Genomic DNA, 23,182 nt, shown 5'->3' on the forward strand with positions numbered 1-23,182 from the left:
CCCCCCCCCCCCCCCCCCCCCCCCCCCCCCCCCCCCCCCCCCCCACACACACCCCCCCCCACCACCCACATCTACACTATGGCTCGATCGTCGGCAGCGTCAGATGTGTATAAGAGACAGACAGAGTTGAGAAAGGGACGATTACCAAGCAGTTGCTGATAGAAGCGTTAATAAATAGTACCGCTGCAATTTCTTCATTGTTGCAAAATGGATTTGAAGAAAAAAAAATCAAGGGATTTAAACCACATCCTATAGCCTTTTTGGCTTACATTATTTCCCATGAAAGCCATCATAGGGGACAAATTTTGATATCCTTAAAACAATCGGGGCATCTGGTTTCAAAAAAAATCCAGTATGGTCTTTGGGAATGGGGTTCACGATAAAGGGCATTTTTCATAAATATTGGGACCTTTTTATCGGTTACTGCTTTTCAAATTAACCTCAAGAATGGCCACAAACATATCCCCTTCATCATAGGTGGTAAAACTGTGGGCATTCTTGTAAAGGAGTTCCAGCCTCGATCTTACATTTGTCAGTCCAATTTTTCCAAAATGACTTTTGCTGGATGAAACGGGTTCAGATGGTTTGCTATTGGATACCTTGAACTTTAACCGATGTTCAGACACCTCAAGATCTACATTAATCCATGCATCCTGCACCATTTCACTTGCACCATGTTTAAATGCATTTTCGACTAAAGGAAGCATCAGGAGTGGAATGATTTGCTGATGGCCAATCTGTCCTTTGATAACAAGGTTTAGATCCAGACGTTCTTCATACCTTATTTTCTCTAAGGTAATATAACTTTTCAGGATTTCTATATCCCTTTTTAGGGGAACCAGGTCTGAATTGCATTCATAAAGCATATATCTCAAAATATTCGATAGCCCAAGTACAATAACCGGGGATTTGGGAGACTGGCTTAACGTATGGGCATATAAATTATTCAAAGTATTGAAGAGAAAATGCGGATGAATCTGTCCCTTAAGAAAGTTGAGTTCAGCTTGCAGGGCAGCCTGCTTCCTTTCATACCACATTTTGAAAAAACTGATCATTAGACAGATCCAAACTACTGTATTGCTCTGTTCGAGCGCATGCATCATATATCGGAGGTTAAAAAATTGCTCCGAAAAGCTGCCATCCAGTTTCGACCACCAGAAATCAGGCTTTAGCTTCTTGATATTGTTAAACAGAAAAGGATCTGAGAATAATATTTCAATTGTTCTATATAAACAAAGACAAAATAAACTAGTTAGCAAAAAAGAAAATCCCAACATGAGAAACCTTCGGCTGTCCAGATATTTCTCAATTACTAAATATCTCAGCGTGTAGAAATAAATTAGATGGACAGGAAGCAGCATCAGTACAGCGGTAAGTGTAATTGTATAACTCGGCATTCCTACCCCATTAATAGAAGTTAACCATATTATACAAACCATCCAGAACATAAGATGTACGAATAAACGCCCATAGGAATGCTGGATTTTTGAAAGATTCATATACAAATATAATTTTAATCTGTGTTGAAAGAAGCGTGTATAATACCTGGTATTATTCATTATCCTAAATAGCGTTCTAAAGGTCACTCGGCCGACTATAAATTCAAATCATCTGTCCATGATTTGAAGTAATTCGTCGACTTTCTTTGATACCCAAGGAGAGGCAGGCGAATTTCGAAAGAAAAATATTTAAAAAAAACATGAAAAAAATCAACATTATCACACTGCTTTACTGTCTGTGTCTGCTGTTTGCCTGTAAAAAAGAAAAAGCTGAAAGCTATAGTCTCGAGGCAGGATCCAGGGCATCCTTTAAAGGGTTTTTAGAAAATGATTATTTTAACTCTGGTACCATAGAGGTGCATGGTTCTGGTTTTACCGTTAAAAATGAGCGGATTGGTGCGGGAGAGATAAAGATACCGCTTTCTACTATCCTTATTACCAATCAATTGACTCCGGCACAAAAAGAACAGTTAACAGAACATCTTCAGTCGGATGTTTTCTTCAATATGCTGAAGTATCCAAATGTTACCTATTCAGTAAAAAATGCGGAGAAACTGTCCAAAACAGATGCCCAGGGAAATAATTATCTGATCCAGGGCGATCTCATGATTTTGGGTAAATCCTTGCCACTGAATATCCCGGCTAAGATAGAATTATCTGCAGCAGCAATTCATGTCCTAACGACTTTTAAGTTTGACAGGACAAAGTGGGGAATGACTTACGCTTCCGATCCTGGCCTTCCGGCAAACGAGAAAATTAAAAATGAAATAGAGGTCAGCCTGGATGTCAATGCGAATTTGTAAAACAATCAAAAACTAAATATTAATGAAAACAAACAAATTTCTTTTAATCGTAATAAGTATTTTTATAGTAAGCCTTGCAAATGCCCAAGTTAAAAAAAAGGTGATCAAAAAGACAACAACGACTGTTACACCTAAACCCGTTACTAACCAGGGCAATGTTCAAAATACATCTGCCAACAATGTAAATGCCGAAACCAAAACTGAATTATCCAATACAAAAGTTGAGGATCATAACAAATCTCAACTACCATCTAGTAAATCTACAGCTAAATCTGAAACTCAAATTGATAATCCCTATAAGGCAGCTATTGGTATTAAATTCTTATGGGGCATTTCAATAACCGGAAAATATTTTCTAAAGCCGCATCAGGCTTTAGAAGCAATCATCAGATATAAAGGTTATCAGGGCATCGGAAATGATTTGGCATTCTCTGCCCTTTATGAATATGAAAGACAAATTCCTGGTGCTGATGGTTTCAACTGGTACGCGGGTGCCGGAGCATATTTTGGTCACTTTTCTTATAAAAGCAGTTATGACCTGGGGCTTTATGGAATTAAAACCTCGAAAAGTTATTATGGCGTTTCCGGAGTAGTAGGCCTTGAATATAAGATTAAACAACTCCCAATTGCGATAAGTGCTGATTGGATGCCCTCTTTCGATATCAAAGGCGGCGCTTTTGTTGCAGAAAACGGCGGTATTGGAGTGAAATACGCTTTCTAGATCAATAATCTTATTAAAGTTGCCGGCTTCCATTTCAATGGGTAGCCGGCTTTTTTATTTGGTATTCTCATGCTAAAAGTTACCTTCTTTGATTTAATATGAAGTTTTCTTTAGGGTGATTTCAGCAAAAATCTGTAAGAATAGGACGATCTCTATTCCCATAGAGAACAAAATTATTACTAGAAATAGAGAATTAAATTAGATTGGTCAGGAGAAATTATATGTATTCTCCGTCCTTTGTTTCAAATGCAGCTGCTGATTATCAATAGTAAACTCATTGAGGATACAGTTTTCCCTGAATGTTTGAATTTGAAATACCAGTTAAAGCAAAATCAAGCTAACACGGCTGCATTTTTATTATGTGAAAATGACTTAGATAATATGACTGGCGTATATACCAATCTCCGTTTACATCCATGGCTAAATGTCGTAACTTCCGTCATGTAGTTTTAACGGATTAAAAGTAAAAAAAGAGGGCAATTTTCTATTTAAAAATTGCCCTCTTTACTGCTAGATTAATTTTTGATCTCCATTTAGATCTAGTTCAGTCGTTTGTTTTCTATAATCTTCAACGTTGATGCTTATATAGCAGAACTTATACCTTTCGTCGCAGTTTAAAACTTCCTTTGACCAATTTCCCCTGAGGTTGGCAACCATCGCCCGGATTATATACTGTTGCAGAAAAGTTCCCACTGATAAAACCACCTATAGAACCATAACTTTCAATAACAACTTTACCTTTGCCATATTTGGGTATCGGATCATTACAGATAGAATAATCCCCTTTGTAAATTACATCAGGCCTGCTCGCTTGGCCCACTGTGAGATTAAACTTATCCGGTTCCGCATTACTACCCAAGTCGTAAGTACCAGCCTTACTCGCATTTACAGTCAATGCAATATTTCCTTGGCTGCCCACCCCAAGGATATTGGTTACGAACCCTATAAATCCCGCATCCATTGATACCCCCGTATGGGTTACTCCGTTAAATTCCCAGGTGATAAATTCTTCTGGAACCAGTGTAATTGGTGTCTGTACAATAACAAGTCCACTGGTACCTACACGGTCAGGATGAAGTTTATCTACCATGTTCTTTATCTGTGCACCGACGGCTACCGTTGTTGGAGAAACAATACTGGCAGGAGCTTTATATGTAGCCCCCACTAAATTAAATGATTTATTATTAACCGTTTTGGTAACTGTTCCAGGACCATTTATAAACCAGGTTTCGTCTTTGATTTTTTCATTGGAAACAACCACTTGCCCATAAGGGTCAGTGTCATTATAAAACAATAAAATATCCGCTTGCTGCCCTGCAGAAAGTTTCATTCGATTGGCAGCTACAGTGAAAACCCGTTCGATGTACCAGTCGCTGAAATGTCTGGTATTGACGAAAAGGGTTTTGTTTGCCTTATCGATATCTGTTTTCATTTGACGGTAGAAATGACCTTCCTTATCCTGATAGGTCAGGTAAAGATAATCCTCTGCGGATCCTTCCAGATCCTCATCGCTGTACTTAAAGGTTATTTTTAAATCCTTTTGAAATGTGATATTTTCAGGACCCAGACGAAAAGCTGTACCTGTAGACTGATCAAGGGTTTTTTCAATGGGCTGAATACTGAAAGGGGTGTCGCCGGTAACAGTACCAGCAGGAATTTCTATGCTTATATTTCCATCGGCAGATGATATCGACCCGCCAGCGGGGCCAATTACCTTTGTGACCGGATTACCAAGGGCGGCACCATGCTCCTTTTTTAGCGGCTGAGCCATAGGCACGTTGGGTGCCTGGTTTTTTTTGCAGGCCACCAATAATAGTAATAGTGCTGCAACGAGTAAACTCTTATTCATATGCATTTATAATTTAATTTGATTACAAAAATCCCAGCTAAAACATTAGGTCTCAAGGATGATAGACATAAGACCTGTATAGATACACTTATGTAGATATTCATCGACAAACGACGTATTGTCAAAACAAAAAAGAGGATCATACCGCTGCGGTAGTCCCTGTTTTGGTTATATCACTTTCAATTGCATTTCGATAAATAGCAAGGCTGTACTATTTTCTATCCCTTTCAATTTGAAATCGAAAATCTTCTTTGGGGAAGTTTTTTGGTGTTGCCGGATGATTTCTGGAGGTTCGACAAAGAAATAGTGGTACACAGGCCGAGATTTTTTTGCTAACCCAGGCTCAAGTTTTCCTTGAAACATTCCGGCAGGGGTGTTTAACTTGAGTTACCAGACTATGAAATTTTGACTAAAGCCATATAAGAGTTTATAGCAGTACAGAGCATTGTTGCTTTCTTGATTCGTCTTCAATCTATTGTTGTTTATTGTAAAAAACACGTAGTATGTCGCCATCTTATGATCAAGTTCCTTAGAGCTAATATTTTTGACCTAAAAAATTATGATTGTATTAAAACGTTTAACATTACCGGCAATACTTATTACTATTTTAGCAATTGCCGCCTGTAGCAAGAAGGATGCAGATGTAGATATTGATGAGAATTCAGATCCTGACATAGATTATTTTAAAGGCTGGAGTCGCAGTACCGAAGATCCTGAAGGTACAAAATTTGTATTGCCGGAAGGAATAGAGCTAATTGAAGCCATACATTTTTCTACCGAAAAAGACGAGAAGTGCTACTTAAAAGATCCATGGTCAGAAAAAGCATCGGGCAATGGAGAGCTTGTAACGCTTTGCGTTAGTTTTTACAACAAAACAAATAAGCCTATAAACCTCGTCATTCCCAGAGGGCTTATCTTTATATCTCGAATGAAATCAGTCCAGAATGGTATATTGGCAGAAAGAGTGAGCTATGAAATTCCGCCAAATACAGTTGACTATCACCAGTTCAATTTACAATGCATGAATGGAGAACGGCTCCCCTCAAATCATGGATCAAACTGGGATATTGGCCCTATCACCAATGTAGAACCTGCCCTAGAGCTTTTTAAATTTATCGAAACCAAAGATCTTTACAAGGATAAATTAAAAGGGATGTTTGTTCAGGGGGCTATTCATGACATCGGTAATGAAGGGAAAATTAGCGATTATGTTTGGTCAGAGTTGCAAAAATTACCCAATAAATAGTGCATCTTTCACCGTTTGTAACCATTAGGATAATATTCGGATAATAAGTACGTTTTGTAATCCCTCATTTATTTAAAACTGCGTGATATTCCATTCTTGCCTATACAAACAGCTTGACAACCAGCTTGAAATTTCGAGTCAAAAGATCCAAAGATAAATTAATAAAATAATCGATCCGGTTGCCTCTTCTGCTTTCAAGCTGGAGATATTATTCAAATATTAAACTATAAAATAAGTAACCTTCGGGGAAGTATCATACCTGATACTTCCCCGAAGGCATTAATAATCAGATCGTAATAATCTGCCAACTGGAAAGGATATCACCACCACTGGCTATAGAGGGTATTCAGGCTACAGGATGGTAAAATTGCCGAACACTGTGCTATGATAGACGGAAATGCCATTGAACAGGTAATCAGCGACAAAAGTCACCGTTGCGAAGTGTGATTTTTAATCAATTGTGGTAATTTCAGATTTGTTAATTCTACCTGATAACGTCTTAAAAAAATAATCCCTGTTTAAATGACAGGGATTATTTTTTTAAGACAATAGTTAAACTTTTTGAGGCCATAGAGAGTCAAGACGTTCTAAATCTGGATTTTTATTTCGCATAACTTCTTACTTCAACTTTATTACTTTTCGGACTAAGACTTTTTAAATAAGCATAGATGGATTTGATATCGCTTTCACTCATGCTTGCATACATTGTCCAGGGCATAGGTGAATTCAAGTCATTTTTGGCAAGTCTTTGCGGTTTGTAATCAGTGTCTGCATATAATTTGAATTTCATCACAAACATATCCTGTGTCCAGTTTCCAATTCCTGTGACCTTATCCATTGTAATATTAGGTGCACGAATAATACCCGCAGGCTGCTTAAACTCCATTCCACCACCAAACTCACTGTCTTTAACAATTTGTCCTTTGTCCTGCTTGCTGTGGCAGTCTACGCAACCAGCTGCATTAACCAGATAGCCACCGTACTGGATACTGTCTGTTTCGGAAGGTTTGATTCGATGCTCAGCTAAGCGAGGCGAAAGTTTATTTAACAAGCTAACCGGGAAATCAAGCTGTGGTGAAGGAACATCATTTTTGATGGGCTGCAGGGTACGGATATAGGCAATAATACTAATGATATCCTCCTTGCTCATCTTCCCAAAGCGCTGATAGCCCATTACCGGAAAAAGCGCATGTCCATCTTTTCCCACACCCGCGGTTATCGCCCGGTAGATCTCGCCGTCTGTCCAGGAAGATAGGCTATATGGGGTTAAATTGGTAGAATGAATATTTCCGGGAAAACCTGCCTTTTGATCAAAGGCTTCTCCGCCTGCACCTTCTGTTCCAGGAATAACAGGGCCACTAAAAGTACCCCAGTCACGTTTGCTGTGACAGTCCATGCAGACAGTTACATGGTTGGCCAGGTATTTTCCCCGTTGGATTTTCTCGTCAGTGATCGAGATCTTCAGGTCTGGCGCTTTGCCTACATCCGGCTTTTCAAAATTGATATATAAGCCACTGCCTAAGGCTGCCAAAATAACAATAACGATGATGATGCCGGCTAATTTTAATAATTTCATGTTTTATATTTTTAGGTTTTGAGAAAAGAGATATCAATAGCTAATTAGGGTAGATACAAAATGTCGGTAATGAAGTCGTTCCGAGCTCCCTTGAATACCGGATTAACCCATTCTCCTTTTTGCCAGTAGCTATATTTATCGCCCTGACTGCCTGTTACAAAGACAGTTCCGTCCTTAACAAAAATTCCTACTACATTGGCGTCTGTAGCTCCAGCAGCTTTCTGAAGTGGATTTTTAGTCACTTTTACTTTTTTTGTATTTTTATCCCATTCTACAACAATAGAACAGGCGGTTATTAGCCTTGTGTCGCATGCCGCTATATAAAATTTTCCATTTTCATAGGTACAGTCCTGCATTCTAAAAGTTGTATCGTCATAAAATAGATCCGATTTGTACTTGTTGAGTGTCCTGGTAGCTATATTATACGTCGCGTAGTACATACGGGCAGGCTGACTGGTTGATTGGTAACTCTGAATGATCAATTCGGCTTCATTGTCATTGATCATCCTGAATCCCTGAACATAGCTATGCTTGAAATCTTCGGTAGTGATATCAATTGCTGCAATTTCTGAAAGACCACGATATATGAGGAAACGATTATCTTCATATAGACTCCCTGCTGTCGCCGAAATTACACCAGAAGGTAGGAGGCTAATAAACTCTAGTCCGTAATATTGATCCTCAGTTAACGGGATAACTGACATGTTTCCAGTTTTGGAAATTTTATAGCAGTAATTTCTTTTCAGTTTGGAGTTGAAATCAAGTGCCCGGATCGATAAGTACAAATCTCCGTTATAGATTTCCCTGGCAAGAATACTCTCGTCGTAATTCGCACCCAGATTAATATTTAACTTGTCGGCAAGAAATTCTTTTACATTCTTTTTTAGATAAACGACGCGCGTTCTATTACTGGATAAATATTCTATACCGTAATAATTGAAGCTTTCTTTGGTGTTTCCATCTGCCGTATGATGAATGCCACAACCATATAAACGTTCAGTATCATAGGGTCGAAAAACACCAGTGGGATTTTTATCTTTATAAAGCATATTTCCCATATTTAAAAGGCCCTGTATCTGGTAGCCCAGCAAATAAACATTGCTCAGTGGAGTGTTATTGCCGTCCGCTTCAACAGGGCCCTTGTCACCAGGATTTACCGCAGTCGAAGTTTTTTTGCAGCTGGCCAAGGTAATAAGCAAGAGCAGCATACATATCATTTTATTAATCATATCAATTCTTTTTTAGCGCAAAACTAAAGCAGTGCTTAAAAAGAGTAGTGATATGGAGACAAAGGACGTTGAATGTTCGACAGAATACAGTATTTCTCTTACAAACGCCTAAAAAATGGTCTGTTTATCGAAGCCGTTTTCTACATTCTTCTTTATAATTCCTGCCTATAGGTAGTTCTTTTCCCAATATGTCTATTGCATAAGAATGATAGCTTTCAACTTTGTCCACCGAAACAATAAAGGACCGGTGAATACGCACAAATTTATCTTCGGGTAAAAGCTCTTCCAATACACTGATTTTTTGCTTGCTGATCAACGTTTTATCCGCAAGAACAACTTTAATATAATCTTTTTGGCTTTCCAGCCAGTAAATATCGGTTACATTGATCTTGACCATTTTACGGTCTACACGCAGGTACAGAAAATGATCTCCTTTTGGCTCAACGTTTTGCTGTGATATGCTTATTCTTTGCGCATTGTGCTTGTAGGAATCAAAGACTTTGTCCATTGCCTTTAAAAAACGGTCAAAGGGAATGGGTTTCAGCAAATAATCCACTGCATTTAAATCGAAACCTTCCAATGCATAATCCTGATAAGCAGTTGTAAAAATTATTTTTGGTGGTTGCTTCAGTGTCCTGACTAGTTCCGTTCCGAGTAATCCAGGCATTTTTATATCGAGAAAAATGAGGTCAATGTTGTTTTTCTGGAGGATCTGAAAAGCCTGAACAGCATTATTACATTTAGCAATTAGATCAATTTCAGAAAAATTGCTGATGTATTTTTCAATTACATCGATGGCGTGGGGCTCATCATCAACAATTAAGGTTTTAATTTTCATCCGTTTAAGTTTTGTTTTCATTTGTGATGAAGCTGCTATGATTTATTCATTTCCATGTATGGTCTTGAAAATCAAGAAGGTTTCATCTATAATTGGTTTATATTGTAAATTTCCATGATAACCATATATATATCCGCCTCATGGTGGATATTCAGGCTGTGGTTTCCTGGATAAATGAGTTCCAGTTTATTTCTTAAGTTACTCATGCCAATTTTGTTGAAGTGCATCGCTCCGTTTCCTGGCTGTTGAGGTTGAGCCGGGCAGCTATTGGAAACTTTAACTTTTAAATGCTGCTCATCGATCTCCAGAACAATACTGATCCAGGCCGCTTCCATCATCTCGCTTGCGCCGTGTTTAAATGCATTTTCAACTAAGGGCATGATCAGCAAAGGTGCAATCTTCTGATCGCTGATCTCAGTAGTAATGGTTATGTTAAGATCAAGGTTTTCATCATATCGCAACTTTTCTAATGAAATATAACTCTTTAGGATTTCGATATCACGTTTTAATAAAACCTGATCAGCATTACATTCGTAAAGCATATACCGCAAAATTTCAGATAAGCCCAGCACGGCCTGCGATGATTTTGGAGACTGGTCAAGCGTCAATGCATATAAATTATTAAGTGTATTAAAGAGAAAATGCGGGTGTACCTGTGCCTTTAAAAAATTAAGTTGAGCGTGCAAAGTAGACTGTTTTCGCTTATACCACTTCCAGATAAATTTAATGAACAGGCCTAAACAGACTACTGAAATTAACATGACATTCAAAGCCATCCAATAACCAGGTTCACCAATCGGGAAAAGAAGGGTTAGAAGACTTATAATGATAAGCCAAAATAGCACATGCATCAGTATTTTGCCTGGAAATTTCCGGAACCTTTTTGAAATCATATACAAATATATTTAACTATGGCTCAACAATCACAGGTGTAGACAGAGTGCTGATATTCATCGACCAATTGCTTTACCAGCTGTTGTCAAGCAATATTTCTTCAGTTCATATAGATCTTCAATATGACAATAAAATCTTCAGGTTCAGAGAAGATTTTAAGTTTATGTTTTTTAGGATAAAGTATCTTCAATCTTTTTTTGATGTTATCCAAGCCAATGTTTCCATATCTGCGTTTCTGTTGGAGCTGATTATGTTCTTCCAGAGGTTTGCTATTGGCAATTTTGAATATAAACAGACCATGCTTTACCTCTACATTGATCGTGATCCAGCCCTCCTCCATACGGTTGATCCCATGTTTAAAAGCATTTTCAACCAATGGTAGTAAAAATAGCGGTTCAATTTGATATTCTCCAGTCTTGCCCTCTATATGAAAATTAATTTCCAGTCTGTTTTCATAGCGGATACGCTCCAGGTAGATGTATTTTTCAATAACTTCCAATTCTCTTGCCAAACTTATCTTGCCCTCATTGCATTCGTAGAGAATGTGTCGAAGGATCTGTGCCAGTTCCAATACCACACCCGGAGCATCATCTGATTTATTAAGGCTTAGCGCATATAGATTGTTAAGGGTGTTGAAAAGGAAATGTGGATGGATCTGTGCTTGCAGCAGCACCAATTTCATCGCTTGATTTTTGGATTTGTTGACCAGATAGATAATGATTCCACTGGCCGTCAATATAATGATCACGATAAGCGCCAAAGTAATGAGAAATTTCTGCTGATTAATCTCAAGAGTCTGTTGGGTTAGTTGTCTTTCCCGCACGGTAGCCTGATACTTTTGATCAAGATCATGAATATATTTTTGAGTCTCGAGGTTAGTCAATGAATCATTAAGTTTCTGATACCTTTTTCTATAATGCAGTGCCGTTTGAATATCACCGGCAGCCTCTTTTATTTCTGCCCCCAGGAAATAAACCTCTTTAAGGTCATTTCTTTTCATTTGCCCTTCAGCATTGTGTATCGAACGATCAAAATAGGACGCCGCCATTTTGTAATCTTTCAGGTTTTGATAGCAGTTTGCCATTCCCAGATATAGAAAAGCCAAATCTTCGCTTTCCGTATCGTTTTTATTTAATTCCAGTGCAGCGCTGTATAATTTCAAGGCCGCTTGGAACTTTTTCTGTTTAACATAGATTTCCGCAAGATTATTATAACTATCGCTTAATATATCGTTCCAGCCATTTTTTAAGCTGATATCTGCTTGCATCTTTAAATGAAGTTCAGCATTTGCAAGCTGTCCGCAAAGCTCTTCGCTAATCGCCAGGTTGGAAAGGCTCTTGGCGATCTGCAGACTGTCATTAAGGACACGGGCAAGTTCAAAACTTTTAGTTGCGTAAAAAAGGCTGTTCTTTTTATCTTTAAGATCAATAAAAACAGAGGCTAGGTTATTGTAAATTTTTCTCTTTGGTGTAGGATCCTGTTGCTGATCTGCAAACTTCAGCCCGGAGATGAATACAGTTGCAGACTGCTGTAAGTCACCCATTCCACGATATTGCACTCCCATGTTATTCAGGGCATTAGCAATTAGTTTGTTATTACCCATTTTTCGGCTCAATCGGTATTGTTGCTTACTTACGTGCAATGCAGCCATAAATTTCTGCTCTTGATGCAGAAGAATCGCAGCTTTATTCAATAGATTAATCGCCTCACTGAACATTTTTCTTTCTGCGGCGAAACTGCTTGCTTTTTTTAGATATACAACAGCAGAATCGTTTTGTTCATGTTCTTGAAAATAATCTGCACGCTGTTTTAATTTTTTAAGGATTGCCGGTTCCTGTGCATTCGACTTATTTAACTGGAAGATCGTGAACAGCAGAAAAAGGCTAACGTTTGTTTTTAATCGCATGGTCATTTACCTATAAAGATACCAATAGATCCTTTTTTTGTTACCCACATCTATGTGTAAAAGAGACTTTAACGACAAACAGCATGATTTGGTAGACAAACAACCAGGCAATACGATCGACGCTTCCATAGTGTCCTTTATCTACCATACATGGGTTTCTGGATATTTAAATGGCAGTTTATTCGATAATGTACTCATTTCACCTTTTTAATTAATTTGATAGAAAATGTTTAAACGAATTTTGTACATGATGTTTGCAATTCAGGCCATAGCCTTAAATGCAAGCAGCCAGGGTCTTCTAAAACGACTAGGCGAAAAAGCAGCAAACGCAGGGAGTGATCTGCTGATCAAAAAAAGCACACAAAAAGCCGAGAAAGCTATTGACGGAAATCCTTCATCAAAGGGCAAAAAGGAAACCAATGGAGAAGAAAAAGGAACTGAACCTGCCAAAGGTTCTAAACTGGCAACAGCTTACTCCAAGTATGATTTTGTTCCAGGAGAAAAAATTCTGCTTTATGATAACTTTGAGCAGGACGTGATCGGGCAATTTCCATTAAAATGGTTTACAAATGGTTCGGGTGAGATTGTAACGCTAGATGGGCAGAGCGGCAAATGGCTGCAATTGAATTCTGGCCTTATGCTGTCGCCGGTGGTGAAGCTTCCCGAGAATTTTACCATGGAATTTGATCTTTTTCTCAACCTCTCCCAGAACTCAACGCGTGTTCTGCCAGGCTTCAGTTTCCAGGTGTTTGACCGTGGTGAGAAAAACAAGCGGTTACAAGATTACCAATATTCATTAAAAAATATCATGTACATCCAAACCTCTTTTAACTCCGACAAAGCCGTTGTACAATTAGACTCGAGGGAAAATGCAAAACAGAAAATGAAATCTGACAAGGTCTTTTTAGAGGGTTTCCAAAGCAATTACGGATCGGTAGTGCATGTTGCCCTATCGATACAAAAAGAACGCCTTAGGTTATGGTATAATGCCAATAAGGTTCTGGATATGCCAACAGCAGTGGCAGAAGCTGCCAATTTCAACCAGTTCCTATTTGGAGGGCCCAAAACAGCAGAGGGGCAACCAGGATTTTATATCAGTAACCTTAAGGTTGCCGCTGGAATACCAGATATGCGTGCTAAGCTTTTGGACCAGGGGCGTTTTGTGACCAATGGCATTCTATTCGATAGCAATTCCGATAAGATTAAGCCTGAATCATTCGGTCTGATAAAGGAAATTGCCTCGGCGATCAAAGAATCGCCCGGTATCAAGCTGAAGATCATTGGCCATACCGATAGTGACGGGGGAGCCGATGCAAATTTGCTCCTTTCCAAAAAACGTGCTGACGCTGTGAAGAATACCCTTGTCGGAGCGTTTGGAATTGAAGGTGGAAAAATCGTTACCGATGGTAAGGGCGCTGCTGAACCTATAGGCAGCAATACAACCGCATCGGGGAAGGCCGAGAACAGAAGAGTAGAATTTGTGAAGCTCTAAATGCCTGTTGTAAGTTGATTTTATCTTAAATTCTTTAGCAGAAGCAGGTTTCCAACCCGAACTCAACCTTTATTTCAAAGTCCTGTAAGCTAAATAGGCAAAGATAAAAGAAGTAGTTAAGGCAGTGCCTTTTGGCCTGCCTTTCTTTTGTTGCTAACGTTTCGCTACGATGTCCTATCCTGATAACTAGAAATACGCTGTTCGGTTATTTTACAAACATATAAGAATTCTCATTTCCGTTTGTTGTAACCGTTTTGGGATTTTTCGGATCTTTTATCATACGATTGTCTACAACAAAAACATAGCTTAAATCACCTGGTTCAACTTCAGTCTCACCAATCCACTTATCATTGACTTTTTTTAACAGAAAACTTTTTCGGCTGAATGAGTTAAAAGTTCCCGCTACAGCCACTTCCTTAGCCTCACTGAAGCCCTCTAATAAAAATGTAACTTTTTTGAGTGCAGGCCTTTTTAATTCATTGAGTGCTTTTTCTAAATCAGCCTTAGCCGACGGGTCTTTTGATAAAGGAATTAATTTTCTTAATGCCAATGAATTGGCTTCGTAAAATGCAAGAATAGATCTCACCTCTATATCAGGCTTAACCCCAGTATTCTCCCAATTTGTTTGACTAACCGGACTGATACTTTTTGCGTAAGGAACGGTGATGGAAAAAGTAGAATTTATTTTCTGTAGTTCAGATGGATTTGCGCCCCCTCTTGTTACCTCACCTATAATAACTCCTCTTTTTAATTGCTGAAGATGATAGGCAAAAGCTTCTCCACCTGAAAAAGTTTTACCACTTGTTAATACATATATGGGTTTATCTAAATATAAAGCTCCTGGTACATAACCATAAGTCCAAAATTGCTTTGTCGTATGAGTTTCACGAGTATAAAAATCACCAATATGAACCGGATCTTTGAAAAAATAACTAAAAATAAAAGGAATCGTGTTTTCATCAAGACTTCCTCTACAATCCCGTAGATCAATAATTAATGCATTTGTATTTTTCACGTAATTCATTGCAGCGATCAGCGTATCTGCACAATCTCTTAAAGGACCAAAAACCGGAATATTAATATATCCGATATTTCCACTAAGAATGGCTTTCTCCTTAATGCTGTAATTATTTTCGATCATTAGTTTTTTCATCCATTGATCCTTCGGCAAATCCTGTTGCTGAGTGCCTTGTTCAGAGGCTTTCTTATTTTCGTTATACAAAACCTTTAAATGCTGATCTTTTGAAATTTTTTGAAGATCCCGTGTCAACTGAAATGCAAATTCATTACCTGTAGAAATCGTGTCATACTTGCCATCGAGGTAATTTTGTGTAATTGTTCTGTCTAGCTCCGGCAAAATATCTGATGAGACATATTTAGCCTTGAGAATTTCAAGTATTGAATGAACAGTTTGTTTTTTTTGTTCAGCATTAAGCTGTGCATATCCGTTTAAAGAAATGAAAAAGCTACAGAACAGAAAGTATGTTTTCAATTTGCTTCGTAAATACATAGTCTTTGATTGTTAAATTTAACCACAATAAGCTAATATCCATAATGCAACTCCTCGTATTGTGGAGTTGGAAACTCTGATCCGGTAACCTTAATGATCTGTTTCACAAGTTTTTTAGAACTAATTGTAAAATTTGTTTCAACCAGCTTCTCCTGGCTGACCTGACTTCCCCTATATTCTGTAATTTTCAGCCGTGAAGGAAGCCTGTGCAGTTTCGATAGCAGTTCTAAAGTACTGTTATTATAAACATGAAAAAGTTCTCCCATATCAAAATCAATAAAATATAACGGATCAAAAAGCACCTCATCTGAATATTCCTCTAATACTATGACGCGTTTATTGTTGTTTTTATCTATTACCGTTATTTTTTTAGGCAGTCCATTCGCATTATATTCATAAGTACTAGTATATGATAATTTGCTGCCCGCCTCATTTACTATATAATGCCTCAATACTTCAAGCCTGCCAGAAACACTATTATTGAATGTGGCCTTGGCGTAATTACGGTAACCTCCGCCTTCTTTTATGGCCTTGGTCATTTCGGTAAGTCGCCCGGTAAGGGCATCATAAAAGAGGAACTTTCCATCCAGCGAGTTTGTGAGCTCTACATTGGAAAGCCCAAAACGACTATAACTAAATTCAAGCCGAGAAGGAATGCGAATTCCGGTATAACTAATGTTTTTTGCTGTATTGTCTGCATTATAAGTAATAACTGCAGTCACCCCCAATAGTGGCCAGTAAATGGTTTTTAACATTGGTTTTTGAATATCTGCTTCAGCAGCAGAGGGTTTTGAAGTGGGCTTTTTGCATGCTGACAGCGATAGTAAGACAAGGGTAGTGAGTGTGAAAAATTTTGCTTTCATGATTTTTAGATTGGTTTATTGAGTGATGAGATAGATTTGACATCCCACTAAAAAACAATATATATCTGCTCAATCCTAGCTTCGTCGACGGAAAGCCTGATCCTGTCGACCAAGGTATTTTATTGACTATAAATCCCTTATTCAATATCTAAGGCTGCCAGCAGAAAAATGGTGTTATTTATCGCTTATATCTTGTTGTATGTCACTATTCACGGTTACGCTTTCTCTGTCGTGTCATGCTAGTTTTGGGAAAAACAAAATTATATTTCAATGAAAACAAGACTAATTTGGCTGCTATTTATCAGCATGGCAGCAATGAGTTGCAAAAAATCAGCAACTGCAGAGAAACCGATTGACGAACAAGGAGGTAAAGTCGATCGCACACCTTTAAAAGGCATGTATCTTTTAAGGTATACACAACAAGGCATATCAACTATATTTGATAATAATGTACTCTATAAGGACATCCAGCCTTTAGGGGCACTTAGACCCTACTAGATAGCTGGAGTATATGCCATATTGATTGATGATACCGGCACCGGCACATCATCCGAGGGCTTCAATTACCTGAGCATAGAATATGTAAACAACAGGATAAGGATTGCTTACCTAAAAAAAGAGGCTAAAGAGTTGTTTATTTATTGTCGTTTGTCGATAGATCGATGCAGATTTACATACAATCCTGCTGATCCGTCTATCCTTCTTGACAGTCATATATCGGGACTTCAATTTTGTGAAAAATAATATAAAATTCTTATGAATAAAAGTTTAGTCATAGCAGCACTGATGATGATGAGCTGCTCAAAAGGCCCCGAAGGGGAATCAAACCCGGACTGGGGACAACAACCTCCATATAATCCGGTAAGCGGACAGGCAACCTTTAATGTTGCCGGTACAGAAGCCTATGTAAATGTGATGGGCAACACGCAGAGTGTAATGCCAAATTTTCCGGCACTATCCGTAAAAAAGGGATATTTGAGAGGTTATGTGGCCGACGTTAAAGGTAAGCCACTAAAAGGGGCTTATATAGGCGTGAGAGCAACTATAGGACTGGATACACGCGCTGAGGCTGTGACGAATGACAAGGGATACTATGAAATGAAGTTGCCTCTTGGCGCAATTACTTATTTTGCAAGTGGCTATGAGATGGATTATGGACAAGGAAAAGCAGTGGTTGGCTTATTCCCTTCAGATGATAATTCAACAGGTTTTGGCTCAGAAAGTGGTCAAGTAAAGAACTTCGTAATGCAGTCTTATGGCCTCGCCAATAAATCTGAAGTATCTAGACAACCCTATAACCCAACCAATTATTACGGCGGGTCTATTAATATTGATTACAGTATCGACTGGGAAAATTATATCTAGGAGTATTTCCATGAAAATGATGTGATTGAAATTACCTTAACTCCTGATGGGCCTGGCATTTTTGGTGATAACAAATCATTTGTGATCAGGAAAACCGTAGGTATTGCAAAGCTGACCATTGTAAATATCCCAGTCGGTAAATATAACATTAGCACAAAACTTGTTAATGGCTCTGCCCTGAAGATGAGTGCAGCCGGGCCTCACGCCAATTCATTTCCTTTCTGGGGATTGAAACCAGGTGCCGCTTCCACAGGTCCTTCAACTGTGATGTTTACACCGACTTTAAACTATTCAACTCAGAAGGCTGTGCCCCATAAAAGTAACTGGGAAAGCGTAGACATTAGATTGCAAAAATAATATCGATTTTATTAAAAAAAATGATGAAACTAAATGAAAATTCAACTATTGTTCAGGAGAAGACCACTGCAGTAATCAGTTATCTAACCATTGTTGGTTGGCTAATTGCTTATTTTACAATGCACAAGGAGCATAAAACAAATTTTTCATCCTTTCATCTTAGGCAAAGTTTGCTACTGATGATAGTAGCTATTGCGTTAGGATGGATGGCAAGTTCATTAATGCAACTGGTGGTAAGTTTAACTGATTTATCCGCCTTATATTCATTAACTTACTTGATCCAACTTGGCATTTTTGTCCTTTGGCTAATCGGTTTAATCGGAGCTGCTAAAGGCGAGAAAAAGCCAATCCCTGTTATTGGAGAATTTGCACAACGCATTTTTCCTGGAGTTTAAATACCTATATTATTTTTATCTTCAACCTGGATAAATAGCCTGGTTTATCCAAGGTCAATGACATATTGCAGTTAATTTCAAATTGCTAATGCATACCTGAAGAAGATATAATTCCTATCATGTTCGATCATACCTTGTATATAAATATATCAAACGAGATAAAGCTCCATAATTATAGAAACTTAATATTTGAAAAATGGAACAGCAAAAGAAATTTTTGGCTCTAGGCCAGCAAGAAAGGTTCGTTTTCCTTTACTTGGCGGTAAAGGAAAACGAACAATTTATTATCAGATGGATGAAAGAGTACTACATCGGCGATTCTGAAACAAAAGAAAATTCTCAGCAAAGTATTCGGAATGCTTTCGATTTTTTGGGAAAGCTCATTTTACCTGGAATAAAAAATGAATATGTAATAAATAAAGAGTTGATGCTTAATGGAATGGCTGATGATATTTTGTCTATTTGTGAAGAGGTATCAGGTATGGTAAAAGCCAATAATTTTTTAAGAGCTAGCGCAGCTATTGCTGCTGTAGAAGTACTTTATACTTGCATTATTGATAGTGCCTTTTCGCCTGAAGAATATGATCAGGATAATTGTCCCTTTCAAGTGATTTTATTAAGTGCTTTGGGAAATTATCTATATAATGATTTCCAAAGTATTATGTCAGATATAAAATATGATACAAGCTGGGATGACATTGAGATACTTGACAGAAACTATACGTCTCTTAAAACATTGTTTAGAGAATTTATGGATTCCATATTTGCAAGACCTCAATTCAGCATATTGACCTAATACATGCCTAGAAAAAAAAGATGTAGGCAACACTAGAATGAATTATTTTCAAATCAAGTTGAGAGTTGAGTTTAAGGTTAAAAAATAAAGCAATGTAACTCATTGTAACGTAATCATTTTGTGGATTAAAGTAAAATGTATTTAGTATATCTGTTGTTCAGAAACGGCGATTTTTGCCATCAAGCATATTATGTATTTCTGTTCGTTCGCTATTTTTAAACTTATTGCTCGATAGAGCATCAAAAGAAGCAGAAAAAAAACAACGTAATATAGTATAGCTTCTACAAGATAGACGAGTTTTAATCGTCTATCTTATTTAGATTTTATAATAGATATTCAAGCAGCACTAAGGGCGCTATCTAACCAACCGCTGCCCACCAGTTCCTAGTAGGCCTTTTGAAAGACTTGAAATTATATTAAAAGCAGATGGCCTGATCGAACCCATCAAGAAAGGAACTTTATATAGCAGGTAGGTCGCTTGTCTCTGAACGACCTGAAACATATACTGGGGCCAAGTTAGCTTTCAATGGAAAGTGCGCTCGCCCATTACGGACTAATTCCAGAGAAGTTTTTGTGGTTACTTCAATGACTACAAAAGCCTCGAGGAAATTTCAAACCAACATTGGACTATATATCTATACTAACAATTGATTAATATATGATTACGAAATGAGTAGCGTCCGTCTGTTATATTGAAATAAAGAATTAATTGCCAACCTGCATAAATGCTTGCGCAACGTTTTAGGGAATTCAGTGTCTAGTAGTTGATGAGGATATTCGAAACATTTAAGCCTTCCGAACTATTATTGCAAAAATATATTAGCTATTATTATGTAGATGTAGCTGATGATGAATACTATCATAACGAATATATCTGTTATCCCCATTACAATAACACCATTTCACTTTATAAAAACCACGAGGTAAAGTTTGGCAATAACCATTCTCAAATCTTTTATAATTCTGCTTCATCACCATTACAAATTTTCACACCTTTAAGAGAAACGATATTAAAAGTTAGTCAGATTGGTCCTGTTCATAAAATAGGAATTGTATTCGAACCCTTTGGTATCAATCAAGTTTTAAACAATGATTTAGCTATAAGCGAAAGAGTAACCTCTCCAGACTTTTCATTTTTTGATGTTGAATTTATAAACAGGCTTTTTGATATTGAAAATTTAGAAGATCTAAAACTAGCATTGGATAAACAAATACTTTCTATGTTTTTGCCAGTAACCAATGAATATATTATTCGAACTTTACAATTGTTCCATAATTCAGCAGATGAAATAAGTATCGATGAGCTTGCTGAGCATAAACTGGGCATCAGTAGAAAACATCTAAACAGATTATTTAAAAAACATATTGGGACAAGTGTACAAAAATATCGCTCTATTGTTCGTTTTAGACAATTGATGAGCCACAAGTTGAATCTGCAACCACAAACTAACTTAGGTATCTTGTCTCATCAAGCGCATTATACCGATCAATCGCATTTTATTAAAGCCTGTAAACAGCTCACGGGACTAACTCCATCGCAGTTTTTTAAAGATGGAAAAATTGTGGGGACAGAAGACACCTTTTGGAATTTTACAGGCTAGGACGTCACAATTTTACAATTTTTAACTTTATTGATCAATTACTTTTAACATATAAAATTATTGATTATGAAAAGATTTTTGATATTCCTATTGCTCTTAGTTTCTGCAGGTCAATTAAAAGCACAATCTTATAAAAAACTAACGGATAGTGCACTGCGTATAATGTGGGATGCAAAAGATACTGTTGGTTACCATAATTCTTTAAATCTATATGAAAAAGCTTTTCAATTATATCCAAAAGAGATCACCAGTAGCGGATATTACAAAGCTTCTGTAGTAGCTGCTGAACTTAAGGAATTCGATAAAGCTTTTAATTACCTTGATAAGCTCTTGGCAATGAATAATGAGGAGAATACCACATGGAGTTCTTTAACATTTGTTTACCCACAAAAAGAATATGAAAACCTTTTTAATGACAAAAGATGGCCAATTGTGTTAGGCAAGGCTCAAAATATGAAAGCCATCTTTTTTAAGAATTTAAAAGATAGGCAAGAAGAGTTTGAAAAAGGCTCCTTCAAGAGTTTGGATTTAACAAAGGCCAAAGATGGGAAGCGAGCTTATGAAATCATTAAATCTTTTGATAATTTTCAATCTAAAAAAGACATAAATTATTCAATTAAATTTAGGGTAATTGATAGCTTAAATACTTCCTGTTTTGTAAGTCTACCGGCTAATTATAATCCAAAAAAAAGTTATCCGGTATTATTTTTCCTTCATGGTGCGGTTCAAAGTAATCGTTTAATAGAATATCAGCTGCCATCGTGGGTTTTAGGTGGATGGAATAGGTTTTACACCAAATATGCTGCGGTATATGATGTGATTATGGTCTATCCGAAGGGCTCTAAAAAATACAATTGGATGGGGCCAGATGACGGTTTTTTTATGATACCAGCAATGTTGAAGGAGATTAAGCAGTCTATTAATGTTGATGATGATAAAGTTTTTGTCACTGGGCATTCTAATGGTGCAACAGGTTCATTTTCGTATTTGATGAAACAACAAAGTCCATTTGCGGGGTTTTATGGATTTAATACTCAACCAAAGGTGAGAACTGGGGGGACATTTATCAAAAATATTTTAAACCGTTCTTATTTCAACGTATCAACGAATGAAGACTATTATTATCCGCCAGATGCAAATGATAGCCTGAATGTGATCATGACTGATTTAAAAGCTGACTATCAAGACCATCGTTATATTGGTTGGCCTCATTGGTTTCCGCAATTTGATGAATCTGAACCTTTATATCCAATGATATTTAGAGATGTTGCCGGTAGAAAAAGAAATCCTTTCCAACAAAACATTTATTGGGAAAGTGATGATCTAAAATATGGAAAAGCAGATTGGATACAAATCAACCAGTTAGATACGACCGCAAAACCAGCAAAATGGCATCAAACTATCAACTTTAACATCCATAAGTTATTAAGCTATAATAAAAAGGATAGCTTGATAAGTACGGATACTTTGGTTAAAGCTTTTGACTTTCCCCGAAAATCTGGTGTAGTCAAAGGGTTTTATAAAAACAATGAGTTCCATTTAGAAACATCAGCAGTTAAGATTATTTCAGTATTAATTTCTCCAGAAATGGTTGATATGGACAAACCTGTTATAGTTTATGTGAATGGTGTTAAAAAGGTAACCCATAAAGCTATTTATGATAAAAATTTTATCATTGCTAATTTCAAGGAAACTTATGATCGTAAGGCAGTTTGGGTGGATAAAATTGATGTTGAACTATAAACCACATTACCTCATCGGTTAAAAGCTCTTTTTATTGTCCTTCCTCAATTAATAAGGATGTAAAGTTTTTATCTGTAAATAAATACTTTGGCCACAGGTGTTTTTTACCGTTTAGCTATACCTTGTTTTTTCACCAAGTGGATGCCATAGCTCTGTCCAATTATTGATGTGGAGCAGCAACTCCGGAAAACCTTAAAATCCTCGAAGTTATCCCAAAAGTGGTTACTTTTTTACCAAATTTTACCGTAATTTACTTCAGAAATTATGTTTGATAACTGAAAACCCATCTAAATTCTACAAAGCGTAGAGGACTGACTTAATTGACAACCAAACATTTTAGAATTTGACAATCAAAATCGTATTCTATTAAATTATTCCAAAGGATCTTCAGGGGGGGGGGGGGGGATCTGACGCTGCCGACGATCGAGCCATAGTGTAGATGTCGGTGGGGGGCGGGTGGGGGAGAAGGGGGGGGGGGGGGGGGGGGGGGGGGGGGGGG

At 37.5% G+C, this 23,182-nt stretch carries 22 protein-coding genes; 13 read left to right on the forward strand and 9 right to left on the reverse strand.

Translation table 11 applies throughout. From position 1 onward, the window contains the following. Positions 1–200 precede the first annotated feature (200 nt). Positions 201–383: a DinB family protein gene (locus JHD79_RS23230; RefSeq protein ID WP_370583361.1), complete on the forward strand. Its 183-nt coding sequence runs from the start codon at positions 201–203 to the stop codon at positions 381–383. A gap of 30 nt (positions 384–413) precedes the next feature. On the opposite strand, the gene JHD79_RS19310 is transcribed toward JHD79_RS23230, so the two are convergent. Then, positions 414–1,103, reverse strand: coding sequence for a sensor histidine kinase (locus JHD79_RS19310; RefSeq protein ID WP_199120997.1), 690 nt, complete (start codon positions 1,101–1,103; stop codon positions 414–416). 596 nt (positions 1,104–1,699) lie between these two features. On the opposite strand from JHD79_RS19310, the gene JHD79_RS19315 reads away from it, so the two are divergent. Both JHD79_RS19315 and JHD79_RS19320 read left to right on the forward strand, forming a co-directional pair. Further along, positions 1,700–2,302, forward strand: coding sequence for a YceI family protein (locus JHD79_RS19315; protein ID WP_199120998.1), 603 nt, complete (start codon positions 1,700–1,702; stop codon positions 2,300–2,302). 22 nt (positions 2,303–2,324) lie between these two features. Further along, complete coding sequence (locus tag JHD79_RS19320) at positions 2,325–3,023, forward strand: hypothetical protein (RefSeq protein ID WP_199120999.1); 699 nt, start codon at positions 2,325–2,327, stop codon at positions 3,021–3,023. A 595-nt stretch (positions 3,024–3,618) separates the two neighbouring features. On the opposite strand, the gene JHD79_RS19325 is transcribed toward JHD79_RS19320, so the two are convergent. Next, positions 3,619–4,872, reverse strand: a complete 1,254-nt coding sequence (locus JHD79_RS19325) for a hypothetical protein (protein WP_199121000.1) — start codon at positions 4,870–4,872, stop codon at positions 3,619–3,621. 559 nt (positions 4,873–5,431) lie between these two features. Between JHD79_RS19325 and JHD79_RS19330 the strand changes: the two genes are divergently transcribed. Beyond that, positions 5,432–6,118 carry a hypothetical protein gene (locus tag JHD79_RS19330; protein ID WP_199121001.1) on the forward strand — a complete coding sequence of 229 codons (687 nt, stop codon included), beginning with the start codon at positions 5,432–5,434 and terminating at the stop codon, positions 6,116–6,118. A 601-nt stretch (positions 6,119–6,719) separates the two neighbouring features. Here the strand turns inward: JHD79_RS19330 and JHD79_RS19335 are convergent. The 5 genes from JHD79_RS19335 to JHD79_RS19355 form a co-directional block, all read right to left on the reverse strand. Next, positions 6,720–7,694, reverse strand: a complete 975-nt coding sequence (locus tag JHD79_RS19335; RefSeq protein ID WP_199121002.1) for a c-type cytochrome — start codon at positions 7,692–7,694, stop codon at positions 6,720–6,722. A 44-nt stretch (positions 7,695–7,738) separates the two neighbouring features. After that, positions 7,739–8,923, reverse strand: coding sequence for a hypothetical protein (locus JHD79_RS19340; protein ID WP_199121003.1), 1,185 nt, complete (start codon positions 8,921–8,923; stop codon positions 7,739–7,741). Between the two features lie 124 nt (positions 8,924–9,047). Beyond that, positions 9,048–9,761, reverse strand: coding sequence for a LytTR family DNA-binding domain-containing protein (locus JHD79_RS19345; RefSeq protein WP_199121004.1), 714 nt, complete (start codon positions 9,759–9,761; stop codon positions 9,048–9,050). An 86-nt stretch (positions 9,762–9,847) separates the two neighbouring features. Further along, entirely contained in the window at positions 9,848–10,654 is an 807-nt protein-coding gene (locus JHD79_RS19350) for a sensor histidine kinase (protein ID WP_199121005.1), read from the reverse strand. A 101-nt stretch (positions 10,655–10,755) separates the two neighbouring features. Continuing rightward, positions 10,756–12,561: a histidine kinase gene (locus JHD79_RS19355; RefSeq protein WP_199121006.1), complete on the reverse strand. Its 1,806-nt coding sequence runs from the start codon at positions 12,559–12,561 to the stop codon at positions 10,756–10,758. Between the two features lie 52 nt (positions 12,562–12,613). Between JHD79_RS19355 and JHD79_RS19360 the strand changes: the two genes are divergently transcribed. Next, a complete protein-coding gene (locus JHD79_RS19360) occupies positions 12,614–12,772 on the forward strand; it encodes a hypothetical protein (RefSeq protein ID WP_199121007.1) in 159 nt (52 codons plus the stop codon). Positions 12,773–12,808: 36 nt separating this feature from the next. Further along, positions 12,809–14,053 carry an OmpA family protein gene (locus tag JHD79_RS19365; protein WP_199121008.1) on the forward strand — a complete coding sequence of 415 codons (1,245 nt, stop codon included), beginning with the start codon at positions 12,809–12,811 and terminating at the stop codon, positions 14,051–14,053. A gap of 205 nt (positions 14,054–14,258) precedes the next feature. On the opposite strand, the gene JHD79_RS19370 is transcribed toward JHD79_RS19365, so the two are convergent. Then, positions 14,259–15,563 carry a S41 family peptidase gene (locus tag JHD79_RS19370; RefSeq protein ID WP_199121009.1) on the reverse strand — a complete coding sequence of 435 codons (1,305 nt, stop codon included), beginning with the start codon at positions 15,561–15,563 and terminating at the stop codon, positions 14,259–14,261. A 32-nt stretch (positions 15,564–15,595) separates the two neighbouring features. Further along, a complete protein-coding gene (locus JHD79_RS19375; protein ID WP_199121010.1) occupies positions 15,596–16,426 on the reverse strand; it encodes a hypothetical protein in 831 nt (276 codons plus the stop codon). Positions 16,427–16,696: 270 nt separating this feature from the next. On the opposite strand from JHD79_RS19375, the gene JHD79_RS19380 reads away from it, so the two are divergent. From JHD79_RS19380 to JHD79_RS19410, 7 genes are all read left to right on the forward strand, one after another. Beyond that, positions 16,697–16,924 (forward strand): hypothetical protein, encoded by a 228-nt coding sequence (locus tag JHD79_RS19380; protein WP_199121011.1) that lies wholly within the window; start codon positions 16,697–16,699, stop codon positions 16,922–16,924. Positions 16,925–17,182: 258 nt separating this feature from the next. Then, positions 17,183–17,791 carry a carboxypeptidase-like regulatory domain-containing protein gene (locus JHD79_RS19385; RefSeq protein WP_199121012.1) on the forward strand — a complete coding sequence of 203 codons (609 nt, stop codon included), beginning with the start codon at positions 17,183–17,185 and terminating at the stop codon, positions 17,789–17,791. Positions 17,792–17,812: 21 nt separating this feature from the next. Further along, complete coding sequence (locus JHD79_RS19390; protein WP_199121013.1) at positions 17,813–18,148, forward strand: hypothetical protein; 336 nt, start codon at positions 17,813–17,815, stop codon at positions 18,146–18,148. Between the two features lie 20 nt (positions 18,149–18,168). After that, complete coding sequence (locus JHD79_RS19395) at positions 18,169–18,543, forward strand: DUF4870 domain-containing protein (RefSeq protein ID WP_199121014.1); 375 nt, start codon at positions 18,169–18,171, stop codon at positions 18,541–18,543. A gap of 196 nt (positions 18,544–18,739) precedes the next feature. Further along, a complete protein-coding gene (locus JHD79_RS19400; RefSeq protein WP_199121015.1) occupies positions 18,740–19,339 on the forward strand; it encodes a hypothetical protein in 600 nt (199 codons plus the stop codon). A gap of 806 nt (positions 19,340–20,145) precedes the next feature. Next, positions 20,146–20,940: an AraC family transcriptional regulator gene (locus tag JHD79_RS19405; protein ID WP_199121016.1), complete on the forward strand. Its 795-nt coding sequence runs from the start codon at positions 20,146–20,148 to the stop codon at positions 20,938–20,940. Between the two features lie 66 nt (positions 20,941–21,006). Continuing rightward, positions 21,007–22,683, forward strand: a complete 1,677-nt coding sequence (locus tag JHD79_RS19410) for a hypothetical protein (protein ID WP_199121017.1) — start codon at positions 21,007–21,009, stop codon at positions 22,681–22,683. Positions 22,684–23,182 lie beyond the last annotated feature (499 nt).

The organism is Pedobacter sp. ASV28 (assembly GCF_016428855.1).
GTDB lineage: Bacteria > Bacteroidota > Bacteroidia > Sphingobacteriales > Sphingobacteriaceae > Pedobacter.